Origin of the sequence: Luteimonas changyuni, assembly GCF_039548395.1 — a bacterium.
Taxonomy (GTDB): Bacteria; Pseudomonadota; Gammaproteobacteria; order Xanthomonadales; family Xanthomonadaceae; genus Luteimonas.
Window position 1 is genome coordinate 1 of the sequence record NZ_JBCLUZ010000036.1, and the last position, 19,631, is coordinate 19,631.

Consider the following 19,631-nt stretch of genomic DNA (forward strand, 5'->3'; position numbering starts at 1 on the left):
GCAGGGGGGATGCCCAGAGCCGGCCATGGATGGCCGGCGGCCGGAACTGGGAGCAGGATGCGCATATTCCGGCTGGGCATCCCCCCTGCCTCCACGGCGGGCAGCGCACACCCTCCCGGAGCAATCATCCAAACCCGCGCAGTCGGCAGAACAACATAAAAAAAACCCCGCACTCTGGCGGGGTTTTTTTTCAATCCGGGCTTTGGCCAGCCCGCTGCAGCCCTCAAGGCCTGCGCGCGAGCTCCGCGTCGTCGCGCGCCTTCGGCAGCAGGTCCTGCTTGGTGACCTTCAGGAAGCCCATGCTCAGCAGCGGACAGGCGACCAGGATCGACGACAGGGTGCCGATCACGATGCCGAGCATCATCGCCAGCGACATGCCTTCGAGCGAGCCGCCACCGTACAGGTAGAGCGCCAACACGGTCAGGAACGCCACCACCGAGGTGATGACCGTGCGCGACAGGGTCTGGTTGATCGACGCGTTCAGCACCTCCATCGGCGGCGCGCGCATGCTGCGGAAGTTCTCGCGCACGCGGTCGAAGACCACGATGGTGTCGTTGATCGAGAAGCCCATCACCGACAGCAGGCCGGCCAGCACGGTCAGGTCGAACTCCTGGCCGCTGATCGCGAACCAGCCGGCCACGATCAGCACGTCGTTGAGCGTGGTGACGATCGCAGCGACCGCGAACTTCCACTCGAACCGGAAGCCGATGTAGATCAGGAAGCCGACAACCACGAACAGGATCGCGTACAGGCCGTTCCAGGCCAGGTCGCGGCCCACCTGCGGACCGACGAAGGCGCTGCCCTGGATGGTTGCGGGATTGCCGCCGGCTGAGGCCGCCTCGAGCACGTCATCCGCGGTGCGCGCGGTGCCGTCGGCGCTGGTCTCGCCGTCGCGCGGCTGCAGCCGCACCAGCAGGTCGCTGCCGCTGCCGAAGGTCTGCACCTGGGCACCGGGATAGCCGGCATCGGCCAGGCGCTGGCGCACGCCATCGACATCGGCCGGCTGCTCGAAGCGCAGCTCGACCACGGTGCCGCCGGTGAAGTCGAGCGCGTAGTTGAAGCCCTTGCCGGCGATCGCCGCGATCGTGGCGATGGTAAGCAGTGCGAACACCGCCACCGACACCCAGCGCAGGCGCATGAAGTCGATGTTGGGGGTGGCCGGGATCAGGCGCAGGGGAAAGATAGTCATGTGTCGTATGCCCGCGTCAGATGGCCAGGGTCTTGAGCTTGCGCTTGCCGCCGTAGACCAGGGTGGCGATGCCGCGCGAGACGGTGACCGCGGTGAACACCGAGGTCAGGATGCCGATCACCATCGTCACCGCAAAGCCCTTGAGCGGGCCGGTGCCGAAGGCGAACAGCGCCACGCCGGCAAGCAGCGCGGTCATGTTGGAGTCGAAGATCGTGCCGGACGCCTTGTCGTAGCCGTTGGCGATGGCGCCCCGCGGAGGCATTCCAGCCCGCAGCTCTTCGCGTATGCGTTCGTTGATCAGCACGTTGGCGTCCACCGACATGCCGATCGACAGTGCCAGGCCGGCGAAGCCCGGCAGCGACATGGTGGCGCCGAACAGGCTCATCACCGCCACCACCATCAGCAGGTTGAGCAGCAGCGCCACGCATGTGAACAGGCCGAACATGCGGTAGTAGATGCCGAAGAACAGCAGCGTGAACACGAAGGCGTACATCACCGCGGTGGTGCCGCGCTCGACGTTCTCCTTGCCCAGGCTGGGGCCGACGATGCGCTCCTCGATGAAGTCCATCGGTGCGGCAAGCGAACCCGAGCGCAGCAGGCGCGCCAGGCCATCGGCCTCGGCCTTCTCCAGGCCCGTGGTCTGGAACTGCTTGCCGAACACGCCGTTGATGTTGGCCACCGAGATCACTTCCTCGTTGACGCGGAAGCTGCGCACTTCTTCGCCGGCGGCGTTGGTGGTCACCTGCGGGACGCGCTCGATGTAGACCACGGCCATGGGCTTGCCCACGCTGATCGAGGTGAAGTCGAACATGCGCTGGCCGCCGAGGTTGTTGAGCGTCACGCTCACCGCCGGCATGCCGTTTTCGTCCAGCGTGGACTGCGCCATCACCATCTGCTCGCCCGAGGCGATCACGCGCTTGGACAGCAGCACCGGCATCGGCTTGCCGTCGATGCCGGTCTCGCGGCGGTAGTACACGCGCGCTTCCGGCGGCACGTTGCCGCTGGCCACGGCGTCATACGGATCGCCGTCGATGACCGCGCGGTATTCCAGCGTGGCCGTGGCGCCGATCATGCGCTTGGCCTCGGCGGTGTCCTGCACGCCGGGCAGCTGCACCACCACGCGATCGTTGCCCTGGCGGGTGATCACCGGCTCGCCGACGCCGACTTCGTCGACGCGGTTGCGGAGCGTGGTGATGTTCTGGTCGATGGCGTCGGCCGAGATCTGGTTGAGCTCGGTCTCGGGCACGCGGATGGTGATGCGGTTGCCCACGGCCTGGCGCAGCAGGGTCGGCTGCGCGGTGGCCAGCAGCGTCATTGCCCGGTCGGCATCGGCCGCGTCGGCAAGCTGGGCCACGGTGGTGCCGGTGGCGTTGCGTTCCACCGAGTCGTAGCGGATGCGGTTGTCGCGCAGCACCGCGCGGACCTCGTCGGCATAGGCGTCCAGGCGCTTGTCCAGCGCCGCCTTCTGGTCGACCTGGAGCACGAAGTGCACGCCGCCCTGCAGGTCGAGGCCGAGCAGCATGGGCTTGGCGCCGAACCAGGTCAGCCAGTCCGGCACCGTGGAGGCAAGGTTCAGCGCGACCACGTAGTCGTCGCCAAGCTCCGGGCGCAGCGCGTCGGCAGCGCGGGTCTGGTCGTCGAGGTCCAGCAGCCGGACCATGCGCTCGCCGTCGTCGCTGGTGTCGATCGACTTCGCGGTGACGCCGGCGGCCGCCAGCGCCGCCTCGATCTTCCCGTCCAGTTCAGCGCCGGTGGCGGCGCCGCGGTTGGAGGTGATCTGCACGGACGGATCCTGCGGGTAGACGTTGGGCAGCGCATACAGCGCACTCAACAGCACCACGAACAGGATGATGACGTACTTCCAGCGGGGAAATTCGAGCATGGTCGGTTCTTGCGCCAGGTCGTCCCGCGGGCGGGAGTGACGGATTCGGTTGCAGGCGCCGGTCGCGGCACGGCGCAGGCGCCGGCCGCGGTGCTTCCGGCGAGTGTCAGATGGACTTCAGCGAGCCCTTGGGCAGCACGTTGCCGATGGCGGTCTTCTGCACGCGGATCTCGACCTTGTCGGCGATTTCGACGTTGACGAAACTGTCGCCCACGCGGCGCACCACGCCGGCGATGCCGCCGCCGATCAGCACTTCGTCGCCCACGGCCAGCTTCTCGACCATGGCGCGATGTTCCTTCTGCCGCTTCATCTGCGGGCGGATCATCAGGAAGTACATGATCGCGAACAGCACGACCATCATGATCGGGAACTGCCAGGGGTTGGGCGCGGCGGGTGCTGCGGCCTGGGCGTAGGCGGGGGCGATCAGGAAGTCGAGCAGGTTCATTCGGGGCGGTCCGTTCGGAAATCAGCTGGCAAGTATGCCACGGCGACGTGGGAGGGCGTTCCAGCCCGCAGCGGGGGCATTGGATTCGGGGGGCGGGTCGGGGTGGGGTTCGGGTCCGGTTCTGTCGCGGCTCAGGGCATCCGGGCTGCAAGGAAGGACCAGCGGCAGGCATCAAAGGTTCCCGAGGCGATCGCGGCGCGCATGTCGGCCATCAGCTTCTGGTAGTACCAGAGGTTGTGCAGGGTGCCCAGGATCGGGCCCAGCATCTCGTTGCAGCGGTCCAGGTGGCGCAGGTAGGCGCGGGTGTAGCCGCCGCTGCAGGCCGGGCAGCCGCAACCTTCCTCGATCGGGCGGGTGTCGCGCTCGTAGCGCGAATTGCGGATGCGGACGGTGCCGGTGGAGGTGAAATAGTGGCCGTTGCGTGCGTTCCGGGTCGGCATCACGCAGTCGAACATGTCCACGCCGCGGGCCACGCCGTCGACCAGGTCCTCCGGCCGGCCCACGCCCATCAGGTAGCGCGGGCGGTCATCGGGCAGCTGCGGGCAGGTGTGCTCGAGCATGGCGTTGCGCTCGGCCTCGGTCTCGCCCACCGCCAGGCCGCCAATGGCGTAGCCGTCGAAGCCGATGTCCTTCAGGCCCGCCGCCGAGCGCGTGCGCAGGTCCTGGTGCACCCCGCCCTGGACGATGCCGAACAGCGCCGCATCGTTGCCTTCATGCGCCCGCTTCGAGCGCTCGGCCCAGCGCAGCGAGAGCTCCATCGAGCGCTCGATCACGCGCGGGTCAACCGGCTGGCCGTCCTTTTGCACCGGCGGGCACTCGTCGAAGATCATCACGATGTCCGAGCCCAGCACCTTCTGGATGTGCATCGACTCCTCGGGGCCGAGGAAGACCTTCGAGCCGTCGGTGGGCGCCGAGAAGGTCACGCCGGCTTCGGTGATCTTGCGGCGGTGCGCCAGCGAGAACACCTGGAAGCCACCGGAGTCGGTGAGGATCGGCCCGTCCCAGCGCGCGAAGCCGTGCAGGCCGCCGTGGGCTTCGATGACTTCCAGCCCCGGCCGCAGGAACAGATGGAAGGTGTTGCCGAGGATGATCTCCGCGCCCAGCTCGCGCACCTGCCCCGGCAGCATGCCCTTGACCGTGCCGTAGGTCCCCACCGGCATGAACGCCGGCGTCTCCACCGTGCCGCGCGGAAACGCCAGGCGACCCCGGCGGGCGGCGCCATCGCGGGCAAGCAGCTCGAACTTCATGCGTGACATCGGATACCTGGCTCCAATCGGGCACCCATTGTCGCGGAACCCGCCGGCCACTTGTAGGAGCAGCCATAAGCCGCGTCAGTCGAAAGCGACCATCCCGTCCTCGGCCAGGCGCAGGCGCAGCGGGTCGCCGGCAGTCAGGCCCTGGATGCCCGAGGCGTCGTCGAGGTCGACTTCGACCACGGTGCCGCCGGAGAGGCGGAGGCTGGCGACGTGGCCGGGGCCGCGGAAGGCCAGGGCCACGAGTTCTGCGCGCACGGCGCCTTCGGGATCGGGCTGCAGGGCGTGGGGGCGCAGCAGGACTTCGCCGCCGCGCGCCAGTCCGAGCGCGGCGGCGGGCACCAGGGCACCGCGGCCAATGAAACCGGCGACGAAGCGGTCCTGCGGCCGCCGGTACAGGGCCTCGGCGCTGTCCCACTGCATGATCCGGCCGCGGTCCATGACCCCGATGTGGTCGGCCATGGCGAAGGCCTCGGCCTGGTCGTGCGTCACCATCAGCACGGTGGCGGCCGACGCCTTCAGCAGCTCGCGCAGCTCGATCGCGAGCTGCTGGCGGGTGTCGGTGTCGAGGTTGGAGAAGGGTTCGTCGAGCAGCAGCAGCGCCGGATCGGGCGCCAGCGCGCGGGCCAGGGCGACGCGCTGCTGCTGGCCGCCGGAAAGTTCATGCGGATAGGCGCCGCCGCGGTCGGACAGGCCGACCAGCGCCAGCATCTCAGCCACCCGTGCCCTGCGCGCGTCGCTGGACCGCCCGCGCAGGCCGAAGGCGATGTTGGCATCGACATCCAGGTGCGGAAACAGCGCGTAGTCCTGGAACATCATGCCGACGCGGCGCTTCTCGGGCGGCAGCAGCACGTCCGCCGCAGCGACCCGCACGCCGTCCACGTCGATGCTGCCCGCCTGCACCGGCTCGAAGCCGGCGATCGCGCGCAGCACCGTGGTCTTGCCGCAGCCCGACGCGCCCAGCAGGCAGCCGATGTCGCCGGGGGCCAGCGACATCGAGAGATCGTCGACCACCACGCGCGCGGCGGCGCCCGGCACCGGGTAGCCGACGCGGATGCCCGCGATCTCCAGCAGCGCATCGCTCACGTCATCTTCTCCCGTCCATAGCGCACGCCGGTGCGCGCCAGCAGCACCACCGGCAGCAGGCCGACGGCGACGATCAGCAGCGCCGCCACCGCGCCTTCCTCATAGGTCCCGCGCGAGGCCTCGGCGTACAGCCAGGTCGCCAGGGTCTCGAAATTCAGCGGCCGCAGCAGCAGCGTCGCCGGCAGCTCCTTCATGGCGTCGACGAACACCAGCAGCGCGGCCGCGGCCAGCGCCGGGCGCAGCAGCGGCAGGTGGATGCGGCGCAGCGTCGCGCCCGGCGCGTGGCCGAGGCTGGCCGCGGCCTGGTCCAGGCTGGGCGGGATGCGCGCCAGCCCGGCCTCGATGCCACCGGCCGAAATCGCCAGGAAGCGCGCCATGTAGGCCAGCACCAGCGCCGCCGCGGAGCCCATCAGCAGCATCCGGGGCTCCATGCCGAACGCACCGAGCACCAGGTTGGCGCCGGTGTCGAACCAGGCCAGCGGCAGCAGCAGGCCGATCGCCAGCACGGTGCCGGGCACGGCATAGCCGAGGCTGCCGCTGCGCAGCGCGAACAGCGCCCCGGCGCTGCGCCGCCGGCCCTGCGCAAGCCGCACCGACCAGCCCAGCACCAGGCCGGCGGCGAGGGTGGCCACGGTCGCCGCCAAGGCAACGCCCACGGTGTTGCGGACGCTCGCCAAGAGCTGCGGCGAGACGCCGTGCTGGCCGATCCGTTCGAAGGCTTCCCAGGCCAGGTAGCCCGCCGGCAGCACGAAGCCGACCAGCACCGGGACCACGCCCAGCACGATCGCCAGCGCCGCGGCGCCCCCACGCAGCCGCTGCGGGCGCATCGGCCGCGGCCGGTCGCCGACCGCATAGCGCTGCCGTCGCCGCGCGTAGCGCTCCAGCGCCAGCAGCGCGACCACGATCGCCAGCATCGCCAGCGCGATCTGCGCCGCACCCGGCAGGTCGCTGCGCGTGACCCAGGTGGTGTAGACGGCCACCGTCATGGTCTGCACGCCAAGGAATTCGGAGGCGCCGATGTCGTTGAGGACCTCCATCAGCGCAAGCGCGGTGCCGATCGCGATCGCCGGCCGCGCCAGCGGCAGCGCCACCCGCCGGAACACCTGCATCGGCGTCGCGCCAAGCACGCGCGCGGCTTCCATCAGGCCCGCGGCCTGGGTCATGAACATCGCGCGCGTGGTCAGGTAGACATAGGGATAGAGCACGAAGCCCAGCAGCACGATGCAGCCGGCCAGGCCGCGGATGTCCGGCAGGCGGAAATCGCGCGGGCTGTCGTAGCCGAGGATGTCGCGCACCAGGCCCTGCACCGGGCCCAGCGGGTGCAGCAGGTCGAGATAGGCGAAGGCGACGATGTAGGTCGGCACCGCCAGCGGCAGCAGCAGCGCCCAGGCCAGCGTACGCCGGCCCGGGAACTCGTAGGCCGTGACCAGCCATGCCGCCCCGGTTCCGATCGCCACCACCAGCGCGCCGGAACCGGCCAGCAGCGCCAGGGTATTGCGCGCCGCGACCGGCAGCACGTAGCGGGCCACATGGCTCCAGAGCCCGTCCTGTCCGCCCTGCAGCGCGGTCCAGGCCAGGGCCAGCAGCGGCGCGACCACGACCGCGGCGATCGCGACCGCGGCCCACTGCCACGGCCCTTCGGGCAGCAATCGCCGCAGGCCGCGACCGGCAGGGCCGCGGGCCAGCGGATGCAGCGCATCCGCGGATACTCCAGCCGCCGCCATTACGTGACGCCCCGGGGTCGGCGCGTCAGTTGTCGAAGCCGACCTTGTCGACCAGCGCACTCGCCTCGCGGCGGTTGGCGACCACCTCGGTGAGCGGCAGCGGGTCGACGGTGAGCTCGCCGAAGCTTGCGACCACCGGGTCGAGCTCGACGCCGGCCTTCACCGGGTACTCGTAGTTGGCGCGCGCGTACAGGCTCTGCGCCTCGTCGGAGACCAGGTACTCCATCAGCTTCACCGCGTTGTCGCGGTTGGGCGAATGCGCCGCCAGCGCGGCGCCGCTGATGTTGACGTGGGTGCCGCCGCCGTCGACGTCGAAGGTCGGGCGGATGACCTTGATCGCCTCGCCCCACTGATGCTGTTCGCTGCCCGGCTCGGCGTTCTTCATGCGGCCGACGTAGTAGGCGTTGGCGATGCCGATGTCGCAGATACCGGCGAGGATGTCGCGGGCCACGTCGCGGTCGCCGCCGGCGGCCTTGCGCGCGAGGTTGTCCTTGACGCCGCCGAGCCAGGTTTCAGTGGCCTCGGCGCCGTGGTGGGCGATCATCGCCGCGAACAGGCTGGTGTTGTACGGATGCTGGCCGGAGCGGATGCAGACCTTGCCCTTCCACTGCGGGTCCGACAGGTCCTCGTAATGGAACGATTCAAGCTCCAGGTCCTTGTGCGCATACAGCACGCGGTCGCGCAGCGACATCGCGAACCACTGGTCGTCGGCGCCGCGCAGATGGGCCGGGATCGCGGCTTCAAGCACGTCGGACTGCAGCGGCTGGGTGTGGCCGGCCTCGACCAGGTCGAGCATGTTGCCGGTATCGACCACCATCAGCACGTCGGCGGTGGAGCGCTCGCCTTCGGCGCCCAGGCGCTCCGACAGGCCGTCCTTGAGCAGCACGGTGTTGACCTGGATGCCCGACTCGGCGGTGAAGGCGTCCAGCAGCGGCTGGATCAGGCCGGGCTCGCGGGTGGTGTAGAGGTTGACCTCGCCGGCGTCGGAGGGCGCGGCGGTGGCGGGCGTGTCGCTCGCCGCCTGGTCGCCAGCCGTCGTCGCGGGCGCCGGATCGGCACCGCAGGCGGCGAGCAGCAGCGCCGTGCAGGCGACGGCAAGGGCGGCGCGGGGCGCGCGGAAGTGGATGTTCACGGGCATCTCCTGGTCACTGGATCGGGCCGGACCGGCCGGCGCAAATGAGAATGATACTCGACACGGCGCGTCTTCAGGAATTGCGGAAGAGCAGCATCGCGTCGCCGTAGGAGAAAAACCGGTAGCGCTCGCGCACCGCGTGGGCGTAGGCCGCCAGCACCCGCTCGCGCCCGGCAAACGCCGACACCAGCATCAGCAGGGTCGACTCGGGCAGGTGGAAATTGGTGAGCAGGATGTCGGCCGAGGTGATCCGGTAGCCCGGGACGATGAAGATCGCGGTCTCGCCCACGAAGGGATGCATTTCGCCCTCGACGGTCGCCGACTCCATCGCACGCACCACGGTGGTGCCGACCGCGACCACCCTGCCCCCGGCCGCACGCGTGCGCCGCACCTGCTCAACCAAGGCCGCGCCGACGTTGATCCACTCGCTGTGCATGCGGTGCTCGCGTACATCGTCCACGCGCATCGGCTGGAAGGTGCCGGCGCCGACGTGCAGGGTGACGTGGCCGCTGTCGATTCCGCGCGCGCGCAGGGCATCCAGCAGCGCCTGGTCGAAGTGCAGGCCGGCGGTCGGCGCCGCGACCGCGCCGGACGCGCGCGCGAACACGGTCTGGTAGCGCTCGGCGTCGTCGGCGCCGGGCTCGCGCTGGATATAGGGCGGCAGCGGCATGCGCCCGGCCTTGGCCAGCCACGGCTCAAGCCCGCCTTCGACGTGGAAGCGCAGGTGGTGGAAGCCATCGTCGCGAGCCACCACCTCGGCCACGCCGCCGCCGTCAAGTTCGATCAGGTTGCCGGGCTTCGGGGTCTTGCTGGCGCCCACCTGGGCGCGGGCCTCGTTGCCCGGCAGCAGGCGCTCGATCAGGATCTCGACGCGGCCGCCGCTGCCCTGCTTGCGGCCGAACAGCCGCGCCGGGATCACCCGCGTGTCGTTGAATACCAGCAGGTCGCCGGGGCGCAGGAACTCCGGCAGCTCGTGCACCTGGCGATCGTCCAGGCCGGACCCGCCGGCGGGCACCACCAGCATGCGGCTGGCCGAGCGTTCGGCCAAAGGCGCCTGGGCAATCAGCGACTGCGGCAGGTCGAAGTTGAAATCGGACTTCTTCAAGCGGGGGCCTCAGCGTTGGAACTTGGTCGACAGCAGCAGGGTCGAGGTGGTGCGCTCCACGCCGTCCAGCGCGCCGATCAGGTCGGTGAGCTCGTCCATGTCGCCGATGGTCTGCACCACCGCCATCGCCACCAGGTCCCAGGCGCCGTTGACCGAATGCAAGGCGCGGACCCCGGGCATCTGCCGCAGGACCTCGACCACGCCGGGGGCCTGCTTCGGGAACACGGTGATCATGATCAGCGCGCGGACGCGTTCGCGTTCGTGGTCGTCGCTGACGCGCACGGTATAGCCGGCGATCACGCCCATCCGCTCCAGGCGCTCGATCCGGCTCTGCACCGTGGTCCGCGACAGCTGCAGGCGGCGCGCGATGGCCGCGGTCGGCGCGCGGGCGTCCTCGCGCAGCAGCGAGAGCAGGGCTTCGTCGGCTGGACTGAGCTTCATGCCGTGATTCTATCGTCGATTCGCCGAAAACAGCAGCATTTGCGCGCAGATCGTACCTACCAAGCGACGAACGCATCCCGATAATAGGGGTATCGCCCGGCCAGCCGGCCGGCAGACGCACAGGAGACACCGCCATGACCGACCACGTGACCGCAACCCTTGCCCCGCTCCGCGCCCGCAAGGGCCAACGCCGCAGCCCCGGGCTGGACGACGCCACCATCGCGCGCTTTGCCGCCGGCCATCCCGAGCTTGTCGCGGCCATCGAGGCCGCCGCGGCCGAGTTCGCGCGCATCGAATCCGACTTCGCCGACCTCCTCGATCTCGATGAGGACGCGCAGGTCCAGGCCGTGCAGGCCGGCTACGTCAACTTCTATCCGCAGGACGGCGTGAATCCCTACGTCGCCCTGACCGCGCGTGGGCCGTGGATCGTGACCCTGAAGGGCGCGGTGCTGTACGACACCGGCGGCTACGGCATGCTCGGCTTCGGCCATGCGCCGCAGCCGGTGATCGACGCCATGGCCAAGCCGCAGGCGCTGGCCAACGTCATGACCCCCAACCTGTCGCAGCTGCGACTGGATCGTGCGCTGCGCAAGGAGATCGGCCACAGTGCCGGGGGCTGCCCGTATGCCGCCTTCATGTGCCTCAATTCCGGCTCGGAGTCGGTATCACTGGCGGCGCGCATCGCCGACACCAACGCCAAGACCATGACCGACGCCGGTGGCCGCCATGCCGGGCGCACGATCAAGCGCCTGGTGGTCAAGGGCGCCTTCCACGGCCGCACCGAGGCCCCTGCGCTGTACTCCGACTCCACCCGCAAGGCCTACCAGGGCGCGCTGGCCAGCTACCGCCACGAGGACAGCGTCATCGTCGTGGCGCCGTACGACATCGCCGCGCTGAAGCAGGTCTTCGCCGACGCCGATGCCAAGGGCTGGTTCATCGAAGCGATGTTCCTGGAGCCGGTGATGGGCGAAGGCGACCCGGGCCGCAGCGTGCCGGTCGATTACTACGCCACCGCGCGCGAACTGACGAAGGCGCACGGTTCGCTGCTGCTGGTGGATTCCATCCAGGCCGGCCTGCGCGCCACCGGTGCGCTTTCAATCGTCGACTACCCGGGCTTCGAGGGCCAGGAGGCGCCGGACATGGAGACCTATTCCAAGGCGCTCAACGCCGGCCAGTTCCCGCTGTCGGTGCTTGCGGTGAACGAGCGTGCCGCCGGCATCTACAAGCGCGGCACCTACGGCAACACCATGACCGCCAACCCGCGCGCGGCCGACGTCGGCGTGGCGGTGCTGGGCATGGTGACGCCCGAGGTGCGCACCAACATCCGCACGCGCGGCAAGCAGGCGCTGGAGAAGCTCGAGGCGCTGAAGGCCGAGCTTGGCGGGCTGATCACCAAGGTCCAGGGCACGGGGCTGCTGTTCTCGTGCGAGCTGGCACCGGGCTTCAAGGGCTATGGCGCCGGCTCCACCGAGGAGTGGCTGCGCGAGCAGGGCCTGGGCGTGATCCACGGCGGCGAGAACTCGCTGCGCTTCACTCCGCGCTTCGAGATGGGCGAAGACGAGCTGGACCTGGTGGTGTCGATGGTGAAGCGCGCGCTGCAGGAAGGCCCCCGGGTCAAAGCCGCGGCCTGAGGCCGCCAACTCCAGGCCGCTGACTCCACGCCACCGACTCCGGGCCGCCAACTCCAGGCCGCTGAGTCCGCGCCGCTGACTCCAGGCCGCTGAGTCCGGGCCGTTGATTCCGGGCCGCCGCGAGTGGCGGTCCGGATGTCACGGCCTACAGGGGCGAAGCTTTTGTGGGAGCAGCTATAGCTGCGATCCGGTCCTGCCTCGGCGATCGTATCTCCGCCGCCGCGCCCCGGAAATAGCCAGGCAACCGGTCAACCCGATGATGCAGCGACTGGCGCAAGCACCCGCGACAGGCCTATTCCCCGGGAGCTCGCTCACCGGAATAGCGCCGCCTTGCGTCCTCCAGGATTACACGCGCCTCCGCGGCATCGCCCCAGCCTTCCAGGCTGACGGGGTTGCCGGCCTCCGGTGCGGGCAGCTGTTTGTAGACACGGAAGAAGGCCTCGATGCGCTCGCGATCGGAGACCGGAAGGTCGGCGAGGTCGCGGATGTCGGCATAGGCCGGATCGACATCATCGGCCGGCACGCCGACCAGCTTGTGGTCCATTGCGCCACCGTCGACCATCCGAAGCACCGCCACCGGCCGGAAGCGCAGCAGCACGCCGGGTGGCAGCGGAGCGCGGGCAAGGACCAGGGCGTCGAGCGGATCGCCGTCGCCTGCGAACGTGGAAGGCAGCGCGCCGTAGCTGGCCGGATAGACGACCGGCATCGCGAGGAAGCGATCGACGAAGACCAGGCCGCCGGGTGCGGTCTCGAACTTGGTGGCGCTGCCAGCCGGGATCTCCACCAGGAGGATGGCTTCGCCACTTCCAGGCGCCGGCTGGGCGACCGAGAGGGGATCGCGGGCCGAGGGCGCTTGCGAGGCGCCCTCGGAATGGCCGGGGAGCGGGCCAGGCTGCACGCCCGGGGCGATTGTTGGCATGGCCACGGCGCAAAGCGCATTCGTTGGCACCGCCGCGGCGCAGATCGCCAGGATCGCCGCGGCTCGCCGCACGAACGGTCCGGTGCGCGCCGTCGCGTCGCGTGCCGTCGCGTCGCGTGCCGTCACGTCGCGCGCCGTCACGTCACTACTCCCAGCAGCGATCACGACGTCCCTTGAGGGTCGCCTCGCGCCCGCAGTCGCGCTGATCGATCCGGCCCTCGCGATGCTCGATCAAGCTGCGCCCGGACTCGCGGTCGCCAAGCAGCGAGAAGGCGTCATACAGCCGACCGGTGGCGGTGCGCGCTTCATAGCGCAGGGTGTCGCCATCGATGCGCACCACCTGGAACAGCTGGGTGTCCTCGGCCACTGGATCCATGGTCTCGCGCGCCTCCGGCGACAGCCGGTACTGCTTTGCACCGACCACGCTGACCACGTACTGCGGAGTGCCCTGCCCTTCGACCGGTCCGCCGCGGCGACCGTAGACATGGTCGTGGCCCTGCAGCACCAGGTCGACGCGGTGCGCCTCCAGCACCGGCAGGATGTGCTCGCGCAGCAGCGCATTGTCGCGGTCCTGGCGCGGCGAGAACATCGGCTGGTGGATGGCGACGATCGACCATGCCTGCGTGCTGTCGCGAAGCACGCCGTCAAGCCACGCGGCCTGCGCTTCGGCGGTACCCAGATCCAGCGCCGAGGTGCCGTCGAGCACCACGAAGCGTGCGTCGTGCATGTCGAACCAGTAGGTCGTGGCTTCTGCATCCGGCGCGCCGTTGTCCGGCAGGTCGTAGACATGCGGCCAGTGGTGGCCGAGCACGCGGCGCTCCTGCGGGGTGTCTTCGAACTCTTCGAAGTACTCGTGGTTGCCGGTCACCGGCGCGACCAGCATGGTCGACGCCACCGGTGCGACAGCGTCGAACCACTCGCCCCATTCGTTGTCGTCCTCGCCGTCGCCGCCGCTGACCTGGTCGCCGGTGAACAGCGCCAGGCGTGCGTCGGGGGCATGGCGCAGGGCTTCGAGCACCACGCGCGTGGAATGGCTCGCGTTCTTGTTTTGGGTGTCGCCGAAATACAGGAACTCCAGCGCGCTGCCCGGCGCCGCCGCGGTGCGCAGCTGTCGCCAGGGGCTCCACCAGCCCCCGGCGCGCTGCACGCGGAAGGCGTAGAGCGTATCGGGCTCGAGGCCGGTGACTTCGACCTGGTGCTGGTGCGACAGGCGCTGTTCGATGTCGAACGCGCGCGTGGCGGCGGGCAGGCGCCTGGCCTCGCCCAGGTCCGGCGTGTCTCCGGCGACGGCAAGCTCGAGCAGGGGCGCATCCACGCCCGCCGCGGTGCGCCACGACACCTGGAATCCGCGCGAAGGATCCGCCGCAGGCGAGGCCACGATGCGGTCCGGATGCGCCGCGGGCGCGTAGCGGGCGTCACCCGCCGGCACCAGGGTGTTGGGCTCGACCACGGGCATGCTGTCGGCCATGTCGCGCCCGATTGCGCTGGCCGGCAGGGCTACCGGCAGCGCGACCAGCGCCGCCAGCAACAGCGTGCGCAGGCCATCCGTCATCGGCATGGGCACCGGCCGCGCGGTCGGCTTCGGCGTCGCGACGCGCGCCACCATCAGCGCGCGCACGCGGGCAGTGCCAGCGCCGAGGCGATGTCGCTCCAGCTGATCGCCACCGCGCCCTGGTCGTCATGCACCGCGTACAGCACGCCGTCGGGGAACTGCGCGGTCGGCGCGTCGTGCAGCCAGATGCCGTCGGTATTGGCCACCGTGGGCCCAGCCACCGCCCCGGCGTGCGCCAGCGAATCGCGCTCGAACAGATGGAACGCGGTGCGGCCCTTGCCCTGCTCGGTGGTGATCCACCAGCCGCCTCCATCGGCACAGGTCTTGAGCATGATGCCTTCGGCCTGGGCCTGCAGGAATTCGCCGCCGATGGTGCGGCCGCTGAAGCTGCCGGCCAGGTCGTAGACCTTGAACTCGTTGGCGTAGGTCTCGTCCTCCTCGGCCACCAGCAGGCGATCGTTGGCGGCATCGCCCCACAGCGACTCGACCACGCGCAGCGCGCCGTCGGGCGTGGTGTCGCCGAAGGCCGCGATGTGACTCGCACGGTAGCCGCCGCCATCAGCGGTGGCCGCGAACGCGAAGCGCTGGACGCGCCGATCGAGCTCGGCCAGCGGCGGCAGGATGTCCTCGCCCGCGGCGTCTTCACCGGCCATGTAGGCGTCGGTGACGTAGACCTCGTAGCCACCGTCCACCTGGTTCACCCACAGGCCGTAGGGCAGCTGCAGCACGTCGGCGCCGAACTCGGCGACGGTCTCCATGCCGGGCAGGCGCAGCACCTGCACGCGGTGGTTGTCGCGCTCGACCACGAAGGCCAGGTCGTCGGCCACGGCGATGCCGTTGGGACGGTCGAACTGCCCCGGACCCGCGCCGCGTTCGCCGACGTGGCGCACGAGCGCGCCGGTGGCGCCGTCATACACCACCAGCCGGTGGGTGGACTTTGCGGTGGCGAGCAGCAGCACCTTGCCATCGGGTCCGGTCCAGCTCGCGACCGAATCGATGTTGTCCTCGGGCGTCATCGGCGTGGCGAAGGCTTCGGGCACGGCCGCCGCTTCGGTCACGCCATCGCCGCGCGCGGCCTCGCGGGCGCGATCGGCGCGGTCCTCTGCGTCCTCGGCCTGGGCGGCGGCGCCGGTGTCGGTGCCTGCGGGATCCGCCGGCTCCTGTCCTGCACCGCAGGCAGCGAGCGCAAGCGCCAGGGTGCTGGCGGCCAGTACGCGCCAGCCGGCGCGGCGGTTGGTGATGTTCTGCATTGCGTTCATCCTCAGAAGTTGACCTTGACGCCCAGCATGTAGCTGCGCCCGTAAAGCTCGTTCTGCAGCGTGAAGTCGCGCGAGCCCTGGTAGAGCTCCAGCGGCTCGTCCAGCAGGTTCGAGGCTTCGAAGTACAGGCCCCAGTTGTCCGCGACCTTGTAGTCCAAGCTGAAGTCGAGCTGGGTGTTGGGCGCGACCCAGAGATCGTAGCGGGCGTCGTCGCCGATCTCGTCCAGGTATTCGCTGCGGTGCACCGCAGCCAGGCGGGTGCTGACGCGCTCGTTCTCCCAGCCGATGTGCGCGCTGTACAGGCGCTCTGACGACAGCGGCAGCGCGAACTTCTCGCCGGCGCGGTCTTCGGTGCCGGCGACGAATTCGGTGTCAAGCCAGGTACCGCTCAGGCCCACCAGCAGGCCACTCCAGGCACCCGGCAGGAAGTCGAGCTTCTGCTGCCAGTTGAGTTCGACGCCGAACACCTCGGCGTCCTCGCCGTTGATCGGGCGGGTGACGTCATAACCCGGGAACGCCGGGTCGTTGTCGGTCCAGGTCTCGACGATGTAGCCGTCGATCGACTTGTGGAAGATGCCCGCGGAGAAGATGCCCGATTCGCCGATGTAGCGCTCGAACGACAGGTCGAAGTTCAGCGACTCGTAGGGATCGAGCTGCGGATTGCCCAGGCTGACCTCTTCGTCGTCGCGGTTGATGCTGGCGCGCGGCGAGATGTCGCCGAAGGTCGGGCGGGCGACGGTCTTGGTGACCGCGCCGCGCAGCACCCAGTCGTTGCCGGTGTCGTAGCGCAGGTGCAGGCCCGGCAGCACGCTGGTGTAGGAACTCGAGGCCGAGGTCGGGCTGGCGGTGAGCGCGCCGTCTGCGTCCAGGTCGACCATCCAGCCGCTGGCGTCGAACTCCGTGCGCTCGACGCGCGCACCGGCGATCACCCGCAGGTTGCCGAAGTCCATCGTGCCCATCAGGTAGGCGGCCAGCACGTCTTCGCTCGCGGTGTAGTCCTCGACCAGCGAGATCATGGTGTTCTCGGCCACGTCGCCGGGGCGCGCGGAGAACGCGCCGCGGTTGTCGCGCAGGAAGCGGCGCATGGCGCCCGAGGACAGGCCGTCGCCCATGTTGCCGTGGCGGTAACCGGGCGAGCCCGTGGTCCAGCCGCCCAGGTCGATATCCGGCCCGATGCGGTATTCGGCCTCGTCGACGTTGACGTCGCGGTCGCGCCAGCGCCCCAGGAAGCCGCTCTTGAGCGTCAGCGCCTCGCCGGTCCAGGTGAAGTCGAACTTCGCGCTCAGCGACTCGTCGTCCACCTGCTTGGGCGCCACCACCAGGCGGTCCAGGCCGTAGTTGGCGTTGCGCAGCCAGGCATCGCCACCGGCCGGGTCGATGACATCGAACGAGGGCAGCCGGCCCGGGCCGACGCGGACCGACATGTCGTCCTCGCCCAGGTACTCGAAGCGCATCTCGACTTCGTCGTCCACGCGCTCGCGGGCCTTGGTGTAGCCGAGCTGGTAGTCGAACTGCGCGCTGCCGCGGCGGTTCATGCCGCCGACGCTGGTGGTGAAGGTGTCTTCTTCCTTGGTGCGGTAGCGCAGGCGGCGGCCGAAGTCGTCGGCGGAAATACCCTCCACCGTCCAGCTTTCGCCGTCGTAGCCGGCAATGTCGCCCTCGCCCACCGGGATGATGTGGTTCTGGCGGGTCTCGGCATCGGTGAAGTCGGTATACAGCGTGCGCAGGTAGTACTGGTTGTCGTGGTCCGGGCGCCAGTCCAGGTTGAGGTTCACGCCGGTGCGCTCGCGGTTGATCGTGTACTTGCGCTGCTGGATCTCGACCGGGGTCAGGCGGTCGCCGGTGACGTCCTCGAACTGGTCGTCGTATTCGACCTCGATGTTGTCACTCTCGTAATCGCGGTCCTGCCAGCTCAGGCCGAAGGCCACGCCGAAGGTGTCGTTGTAGACGTCGCTGAAATTGAACGCGGCCTTGGGGCTGGTCTCGCCGCTGAGGTTCTGGTGGCTGGCCTCGGCCTTGAAGCGCATGTCGCGGCCGTTGCGGTCGAAGGCCGAGGCCGACTCGACCAGGATCATGCCGCCGAGTGAATCACCCGGCATGTCCGGGGTGGGGGCCTTGACCACGGTCAGGCGCTCGGTGGAGTCCGAGGGGATCACGTCCAGCGGCGCGGCGCGGCTGCTGTCCTCGGGCGTGCCCATGCCGATGCCGTCCACCATCACCGAGTTCTGCGCCGCATCCAGGCCGCGGATCACGACGTAGCGGCCCTCGCCCTGGTCGCGGGTGACGCTGATGCCGGGCAGGCGCGACAGCGACTCGCCGACGTTCTGGTCGGGGTACTGGCCCATGGAGTCGGCGGACACCGTGTCCTGGATCGCGTCCGACGCACGCTTGAAGTCGATGGCGCGCATCTGCGACTCGAACTGGCCGCGGACCTCGATGGCTTCGAAGTTCACTGCATCAAGCGCGGCGGCCGTGCTTTCGGCGGGCGGCCGGGGAGCCGGGACCTCCTGGCCCATGGCTCCGCCGGCGGCGGTCAGGGCCAGGGTGGTGACGATGGCGAGGTGCAGCGGATGGCGCTTGGTCACGGCGGGGGGACTCGAAGTGTGATCGATGGGTGCACACGGTATTTCCGACTTGTTTCAATCCGGTTACCGCAGTCACATGCCCGCCACGCGCTAGACTCTTCTCCATGAAAGTCGTCGAAGTCCGCCACCCGCTGGTCCAGCACAAACTCGGCCTGATGCGCCGTGCCGACAACAGCACCAAGACCTTCCGCGAGCTCACCGGCGAGGTCGCCGCGCTGCTGACCTACGAGGCCACGGCCGACCTTGAGTGCGAAGACGCCGAGGTCGAGGGCTGGGCCGGGCCGGTGCGCGTACGCCGCATCAAGGGCCGCAAGGTCACCCTGGTGCCGATCCTGCGCGCAGGCCTCGGCATGCTCCACGGCGTGCTGGAGCTGATCCCGGCGGCCAAGGTCGGCGTGGTCGGCATCAAGCGCGACGAAAGCACGCTGCAAGCCGTGCCCTATTACGAGAACCTGGTCGGCGACATGGCCGACCGCACCGCCCTGGTCCTCGACCCGATGCTGGCGACCGGCGGCACCCTGATCGCCACCGTCGACATGCTCAAGGCCGCCGGCTGCACCCGGATCAAGGGCCTGTTCCTGGTGGCCGCGCCCGAAGGCCTGCGCGCGCTGGAAGCCCGCCATCCCGACGTCGAGGTCTATACCGCCTCCGTCGACGAACGCCTCAACGATCTCGGCTACATCCTCCCGGGCCTCGGCGACGCCGGCGACAAGATCTTCGGCACCCGCGCCTGATTCCAGCCGCCGGCACGTCCGGCTGCCGGCCGCGGGTGTCCGCACCGCGCTGTTCCCCGCGTTGCCCTGCGGTGTGGCCACTCCATCGCTGACGTCGAACGTTCCGCCGATTGGCGGCGGGCCCGCACCAGGGCCCGCGCAGATGGCTGGGACCTGGCTGTTCGGCCGCTACCGGCTGGAACCGGCGCTCAGGCACCTGCACGCCGACGGCCGCTCGCGCGAACTCGATGCCCGTGCGCTGGCGGTCCTGGAATGCCTGCTGCGCCACGCGGAGCGCGTGGTGCCGCGCGCGACGCTGACCGCTGAGGCATGGCCCGACGCAGACACCGTGCTGGACAGCGCGGTCTCGAAAGTGATGCGGCGGCTGCGCACCGCGCTGGGTGACAGCTCGGGGCACGTGCTGCAGACAATCTATGGCGAGGGCTATCGCCTGGCGCTGCCGGCAGTGCAACTCGGGACCGCCCCTGCCCGGCCGCAGCAGCCTGCCTCCCGGCAGACTCCCCCGGCACCGATAGCGGCAGCGGCAGCGGACAGCGCGCGGGAGCCATCGCCCGCGCCAGGGTCGCCCGTAGACACAAGGCGTGCCCCCGGCACCTGGCGGGTCTGGCTCCCCTGGATCATTGCCGCGACCGCGACCCTGGTCGCCACCCGCCTCGCCTGGCTGCTGCTGCGGCCGGCGGGCGCCGGCTGAAGC

General features: G+C 69.9%; 16 protein-coding genes. 3 read left to right on the forward strand and 13 right to left on the reverse strand.

Translation table 11 applies throughout. The features are described 5' to 3' along the window. Nucleotides 1-223 precede the first annotated feature (223 nt). The 9 genes from secF to WCD84_RS12475 all read right to left on the reverse strand — a co-directional run bounded on the left by secF (nt 224) and on the right by WCD84_RS12475 (nt 10,257). Nucleotides 224-1,189 (reverse strand): protein translocase subunit SecF, encoded by a 966-nt coding sequence (gene secF, locus WCD84_RS12435; RefSeq protein WP_343275428.1) that lies wholly within the window; start codon nt 1,187-1,189, stop codon nt 224-226. A 16-nt stretch (nt 1,190-1,205) separates the two neighbouring features. Continuing rightward, nucleotides 1,206-3,071, reverse strand: coding sequence for a protein translocase subunit SecD (secD, locus tag WCD84_RS12440; protein ID WP_343281551.1), 1,866 nt, complete (start codon nt 3,069-3,071; stop codon nt 1,206-1,208). A 106-nt stretch (nt 3,072-3,177) separates the two neighbouring features. Next, a complete protein-coding gene (gene yajC, locus WCD84_RS12445) occupies nt 3,178-3,516 on the reverse strand; it encodes a preprotein translocase subunit YajC (protein WP_343255374.1) in 339 nt (112 codons plus the stop codon). Between the two features lie 131 nt (nt 3,517-3,647). Next, the gene (gene tgt, locus WCD84_RS12450) at nt 3,648-4,772 is read right to left on the reverse strand and encodes a tRNA guanosine(34) transglycosylase Tgt (protein WP_449280118.1); all 1,125 of its coding nucleotides are present in this window, start codon (nt 4,770-4,772) and stop codon (nt 3,648-3,650) included. A gap of 75 nt (nt 4,773-4,847) precedes the next feature. Then, the gene (locus tag WCD84_RS12455) at nt 4,848-5,855 is read right to left on the reverse strand and encodes an ABC transporter ATP-binding protein (protein ID WP_343281552.1); all 1,008 of its coding nucleotides are present in this window, start codon (nt 5,853-5,855) and stop codon (nt 4,848-4,850) included. Next, on the reverse strand, nt 5,852-7,579 hold the full coding sequence (locus WCD84_RS12460) for an ABC transporter permease (RefSeq protein WP_343281553.1): 1,728 nt from the start codon (nt 7,577-7,579) through the stop codon (nt 5,852-5,854). Before WCD84_RS12460 ends, WCD84_RS12455 begins: the two co-directional genes overlap by 4 nt. A 25-nt stretch (nt 7,580-7,604) precedes the next feature. Further along, nucleotides 7,605-8,711, reverse strand: a complete 1,107-nt coding sequence (locus tag WCD84_RS12465) for a Fe(3+) ABC transporter substrate-binding protein (protein WP_343281554.1) — start codon at nt 8,709-8,711, stop codon at nt 7,605-7,607. 73 nt (nt 8,712-8,784) lie between these two features. Then, nucleotides 8,785-9,816 carry a tRNA preQ1(34) S-adenosylmethionine ribosyltransferase-isomerase QueA gene (queA, locus tag WCD84_RS12470; protein ID WP_343281555.1) on the reverse strand — a complete coding sequence of 344 codons (1,032 nt, stop codon included), beginning with the start codon at nt 9,814-9,816 and terminating at the stop codon, nt 8,785-8,787. 9 nt (nt 9,817-9,825) lie between these two features. Beyond that, complete coding sequence (locus WCD84_RS12475; RefSeq protein ID WP_343255368.1) at nt 9,826-10,257, reverse strand: Lrp/AsnC family transcriptional regulator; 432 nt, start codon at nt 10,255-10,257, stop codon at nt 9,826-9,828. Nucleotides 10,258-10,391: 134 nt separating this feature from the next. Between WCD84_RS12475 and WCD84_RS12480 the strand changes: the two genes are divergently transcribed. Then, nucleotides 10,392-11,888, forward strand: coding sequence for an aminotransferase class III-fold pyridoxal phosphate-dependent enzyme (locus tag WCD84_RS12480; protein WP_343281556.1), 1,497 nt, complete (start codon nt 10,392-10,394; stop codon nt 11,886-11,888). Between the two features lie 292 nt (nt 11,889-12,180). On the opposite strand, the gene WCD84_RS12485 is transcribed toward WCD84_RS12480, so the two are convergent. The 4 genes from WCD84_RS12485 to WCD84_RS12500 are packed head-to-tail and all read right to left on the reverse strand — an operon-like array spanning nt 12,181 to nt 18,203. Beyond that, nucleotides 12,181-12,948 (reverse strand): inorganic diphosphatase, encoded by a 768-nt coding sequence (locus WCD84_RS12485; RefSeq protein ID WP_343281557.1) that lies wholly within the window; start codon nt 12,946-12,948, stop codon nt 12,181-12,183. Between the two features lie 4 nt (nt 12,949-12,952). Continuing rightward, nucleotides 12,953-14,359, reverse strand: coding sequence for a metallophosphoesterase (locus tag WCD84_RS12490; protein WP_449280119.1), 1,407 nt, complete (start codon nt 14,357-14,359; stop codon nt 12,953-12,955). A gap of 53 nt (nt 14,360-14,412) precedes the next feature. Beyond that, entirely contained in the window at nt 14,413-15,609 is a 1,197-nt protein-coding gene (locus WCD84_RS12495) for a phytase (protein ID WP_343281558.1), read from the reverse strand. Between the two features lie 11 nt (nt 15,610-15,620). Continuing rightward, nucleotides 15,621-18,203 (reverse strand): TonB-dependent receptor, encoded by a 2,583-nt coding sequence (locus tag WCD84_RS12500; RefSeq protein ID WP_343281559.1) that lies wholly within the window; start codon nt 18,201-18,203, stop codon nt 15,621-15,623. 104 nt (nt 18,204-18,307) lie between these two features. Here WCD84_RS12500 and upp point away from each other — a divergent pair, with 104 nt between their 5' ends. Next, entirely contained in the window at nt 18,308-18,937 is a 630-nt protein-coding gene (upp, locus tag WCD84_RS12505) for a uracil phosphoribosyltransferase (protein ID WP_343281560.1), read from the forward strand. Between the two features lie 142 nt (nt 18,938-19,079). Continuing rightward, complete coding sequence (locus WCD84_RS12510; protein ID WP_343281561.1) at nt 19,080-19,628, forward strand: winged helix-turn-helix domain-containing protein; 549 nt, start codon at nt 19,080-19,082, stop codon at nt 19,626-19,628. The last annotated feature ends 3 nt before the right edge of the window (nt 19,629-19,631 follow it).